This is a genomic window from Falsiroseomonas sp. RANM36 (assembly GCF_056682175.1).
In genome coordinates, this window is the sequence record NZ_JBWXTD010000005.1 from 448,375 (window position 1) to 452,631 (window position 4,257).

4 protein-coding genes and 1 pseudogene are annotated in these 4,257 nt (G+C 73.9%); 4 read left to right on the forward strand and 1 reads right to left on the reverse strand.

Annotation, left to right across the window (positions count from 1 at the left end; all coding sequences use genetic code 11):
- Window positions 1-108 precede the first annotated feature (108 nt).
- From AC1MIR_RS20180 to AC1MIR_RS20195, 4 genes are all read left to right on the forward strand, one after another.
- Window positions 109-1,128 (forward strand): formate dehydrogenase subunit gamma, encoded by a 1,020-nt coding sequence (locus tag AC1MIR_RS20180; protein WP_480029977.1) that lies wholly within the window; start codon window positions 109-111, stop codon window positions 1,126-1,128.
- Between the two features lie 95 nt (window positions 1,129-1,223).
- On the forward strand, window positions 1,224-1,742 hold the full coding sequence (mobB, locus tag AC1MIR_RS20185) for a molybdopterin-guanine dinucleotide biosynthesis protein B (protein ID WP_480029978.1): 519 nt from the start codon (window positions 1,224-1,226) through the stop codon (window positions 1,740-1,742).
- Window positions 1,743-1,751: 9 nt separating this feature from the next.
- The gene (locus AC1MIR_RS20190) at window positions 1,752-3,026 is read left to right on the forward strand and encodes a molybdopterin molybdotransferase MoeA (RefSeq protein WP_480029979.1); all 1,275 of its coding nucleotides are present in this window, start codon (window positions 1,752-1,754) and stop codon (window positions 3,024-3,026) included.
- Window positions 3,027-3,119: 93 nt separating this feature from the next.
- Window positions 3,120-3,605, forward strand: a complete 486-nt coding sequence (locus tag AC1MIR_RS20195; protein ID WP_480030233.1) for a hypothetical protein — start codon at window positions 3,120-3,122, stop codon at window positions 3,603-3,605.
- 25 nt (window positions 3,606-3,630) lie between these two features.
- Here AC1MIR_RS20195 and AC1MIR_RS20200 read toward each other — a convergent pair.
- A pseudogene (locus AC1MIR_RS20200) lies at window positions 3,631-4,257 on the reverse strand (F0F1 ATP synthase subunit gamma); the annotation flags it as partial.

Consider the following 4,257-nt stretch of genomic DNA (forward strand, 5'->3'; position numbering starts at 1 on the left):
CCACCCCTCTCCCCCCCCGCCCGCTCCGCGCGGCGGCGGGCGCCGCGGGGCCCCCGCCCCCCCCCCCCCCCCCCCCCCCCCCCGGGACTGCCCCTTGGGGAGATGATCATGATCGCACGCATCCTGCCCGCCCTGGCGCTCGCGCTCGGCCTCGGGTTCGCCACGCCGGCGCCGGCCCAGATCGGCGGCCCCGTCACCGGCATTCCGACCAATCCCGCGCCGGCCGATCTCAGCGCAGAGGAGCTCGAACTGCAGAAGGCGCTGCAGGGCGGGCGCATCGGCGGGCGCATCACCATCCCGGATGCGCAGGCCGCGAGCCTGGTGCAGCCGGCCGGCCGCGACTGGCGCGCCTTCCACAACGTCACGCTGAGCTGGATCGGCGGCATCGCCGTGCTCGGCATGCTCGCCATCATCCTGATGTTCTACGCCACGCGCGGCCGCATCGCGATCGATGCGGGGCGTTCGGGCCGCACGATCCAGCGCTTCAACCTGCTGGAGCGCTCGGCGCACTGGATGACCGCGGGCTCCTTCGTGGTGCTGGCGCTGACCGGCCTCAACCTGACCTTCGGCCGCTGGCTGATCATGCCGATCATCGGGCCGGACGCTTTCGCCACCATCACGCTCTGGGGCAAGTTCGCGCACAACTACCTGTCCTTCCCCTTCACGCTCGGCATCGTCCTGCTGTTCCTGCTGTGGGTGAAGGACAACATCCCGAACGGGCGCGACGTGGGCTGGCTCAAGGCGGCGGGCGGCCTGTTCGGCCATTCGCATCCGCCGGCCGGCCGCTTCAATGCCGGGCAGAAGATGGTGTTCTGGATCACCGTGATCGGCGGCACCCTCGTCGCCGTCTCCGGCTATGTGCTGATCTTCCCCTTCTGGGTGACCGACATCGGGGGCATGCAGCTGGCGCACATCGTCCATGGCGTCATCTCGGTCCTGATGATCGGCGCGATGCTCGGCCACATCTATATCGGCTCGGTCGGCATGGAGGGCGCCTTCGACGCGATGGGCTCCGGCCAGGTGGACCTGAACTGGGCGAAGGAGCACCACTCGCTCTGGGTCGAGGACGAGCTGAAGAAGGCGCGCGAGACCATCGCGCCCAACGCGAAGGTCGCCGGGGCGGACTGATCCCGCCGCGGCGCTCCCCGCAGGGAGCGCGAGGCCTGACCGGAACCGGCCGCGGCGATGCCCGGCCGGTTCCGCCATTTCCAGAGGACCCGGATGTGCGCCTGATCGGACTGGCCGGCTGGAGCGGCGCCGGCAAGACCACGCTGATGACGCGGCTGATCCCGGAACTCGCCGCGCGTGGGGTTTCGGTCTCCACGCTCAAGCACGCGCATCACGCCTTCGACATCGACCGGCCCGGCAAGGACAGCTACGCGCATCGCAGCGCCGGGGCGCGGCAGGTGCTGGTGGCCAGCGCCAATCGCTGGGCGCTGATGACCGAGCTGCGCGGCGCGCCGGAGCCGAAGCTTGCCGAACTGCTTCGTCGCCTCGATCCGGTGGACCTGGTGATCGTCGAGGGCTTCAAGCGCGACGCCCACCCGAAGCTCGAGGTGCACCGCGCCGCCAACGGCAAGCACTGGATACACCCCGAGGATCCCTTCGTCGCCGCCATCGCCGCCGATGTCGCGCCCCCCGGCACGGCGCTGCCCTGGGCTCATCTCGATGACATCGGCGCCCTTGCCGGGCTGGTGCTGGACAAGGCGACGCCGCTGGAAGCCTTCCTCGCCAAGGGCTAGACGGGGCGGATGGCGCAACTCAGCGACGACTGCTTCGCCTTCGGCGGCCCGCTGCTCGCGGTGGAGCAGGCCGAGGCGCTGATCGCCGCGCGCGTGCCGCCGCCCGACGGGCAGGAGGCGCTGGCGCTGCCCGCCGCGCTCGGCCGCGTGCTGGCCGAGGATCTGCGCGCGCCGATCCCGCTGCCGCCTTTCTTCAATTCCGCCGTGGACGGCTACGCCTTCCGCCATGCGGACCTCGCCGCCGCGGGCGGGACGCGGCTGGTCATCGCCGGCCGCGTGCAGGCCGGCGCGGCGGCCGCGCCGGTCGCGCCGGGCATGGCGGTGCGCATCTTCACCGGCGCGCCGATGCCGCCCGGCGCCGACACGGTGATGATGCAGGAGGATGCGCGCGAGGAGGGCGGCGCGGTGGTGATGCCGCCCGGCCTGAAGCGCGGCGCGAATTGCCGGCCGGCGGGCGAGGATCTCGCGGCGCAGGCGCTCGCGCTCCGGGCCGGCCGCCGGCTGACGCCGCCCGATCTCGGCCTCGCCGCCGCGCTCGGGCTGACGCGGCTCGCGGTGCGGCCGCTGGTGCGCATCGGCGTCTTCTCCACCGGCGACGAACTGGCCGAGCCCGGGCGGCCGCTCGGCCCGGCGCAGACCTACGATTCCAACCGCTTCACGCTGATGGCGCTGCTCGCCGGCCTGCCGGCCGCCGTCTCCGATCTCGGCATCCTGCCCGATGACGGCGCGGCGACGGCGCGCGCGCTGGCCGCCGCGGCGGAGACGCAGGACCTGCTGCTGACCTCGGGCGGCGTCTCCACGGGCGAAGCCGACCATGTGAAGGCGGCGATCGAGGCGAGCGGCCGGCTGGTATTCTGGCGGCTGGCCATCAAGCCTGGGCGGCCGGCGGCGATGGGCGTGCTGCCGAAGGCGGGCGGGACGTTCGCCTCGGGCGGCACGCCGGTCGTCGGGCTGCCGGGCAACCCGGTGGCGGCCGTGGTCACCTTCCTGCATCTCGCGCGGCCGCTGCTGCTGCGGCTCGCCGGCGCCCTGCCGGAGCCGCTGCCGCGCTTCGCCGCGACGGCCGATTTCGCCTATCGCAAGAAGGCCGGTCGGCGGGAGTATGTGCGGGTCGCGCTCGGCTTCGGCACCGACCTGCCGGTCGCGCGGAAATACCCGCGGGAGGGAGCGGGGCTGCTCACCTCGCTCACCGAATCCGATGCCTTCGCCGAACTGGGCGAGGAGATCACCCAGGTCGCGCCGGGTGACCGCGTGCGAGTCCTGCCCTTCCGCGCGGTGTTCTGAACGGCGCGCATGAACAAGCCGTCACGCGGAGTGACGTTGGCCTGGGCGGAATCTTCGACCTAAGCTTTCCGGGCATTCCGTCTGGGCCTCCACATGTCGTTGCTTCCGTCGCTGTTCGACAGTTTTGCGCGCGGCGCCGACCGGCCCATGCAGCGGCCCGCGGGCCTGGTCTATTGGCTCGACACGCCCTCGCCCCTGGTGCCGAGCTTCTGGCTCGCCATGCAGCATGTCGCCGTGCAGTCGGTCTATTTCGTCCTGGCGGCGGCGCCGGCCGCGGCGCTCTCGCCCGATCCGGCCGAGGCGACGCGCTTCCTCTGCCTGTCCATCCTGGCGGTCGCGCTGTGGCAGGCGCTGCAATTGCTGACGCGCGGCCCCGTCGGCTCCGGCTATCCGGTGCCGGCCACCCATGCGCCCGCGATGCTCGGCGCCTATGCGGCGGCGGGCGCGGCCGGGGTCGGCGTGGGGGGGGGCGCCCCCCGGGGGGGGGGGGCGGGGGCCGCCCGCCCCCCGCCCCGGGCCGGGCGAGGGGCAGGCCCTCGGCGAGGGTGCCGGCGATCACGTCGAGCAGTTCGCTGTTGATCGCCTCCTGGCGGGCGCGCCGCTCCTCGCCGCGGAGGCGGGCGAGCCGGCGGTCTATGCTGCCGCGGGCCGACTGCATGGTCTGCAGCCGCGCGGCGTTCTCGGCGGCGAAGGCCTCGAGCGTCGCATGCGCCAGCTCGGCGAGGAAATACTCGCCGACCAGCATCTCGACCAGGCGCGCGGGCGCAAGCTGGACGATCGGCGGCTGCACGGCGCCATCGGGCCGGCGGAACCGCGCGAGGTCGAGCGGCAGCAGGCGGCGCCGCTCGGTGGCGATGCGGTTGTCGGGGGCGACGGCCGGGTGCAGCACCTCGACCGCGGTCACCGCGCCGCGCAGGAAGGCGCCGTAGAGCCGTTCCGCCACCTCGGCGGCGATGCGCGAGGCGGCGCCGATCTGTGTCGCCATCGGCGCGGTCCAGGCGGGCTGCCAGCCGCGCGCCTCGGCCAGCGCCGCGCCGCGCGCGCCGAGGCAATACAGCGGCACGCCCGCTTCTGCATCCTCCGCCACCGCGTCCAGCATCCGCTCCGGCAGCGCGCCGACGAAGCCGTGCTCGGCGGTGTAGAGGATCAGCGCCTTGCGGCCGCGGCGCGGCGGCGCGGCGCCATCCGGGGGCAGCAGCGCGACCGCCTCGGCCAGGGCGCGATCCACCAC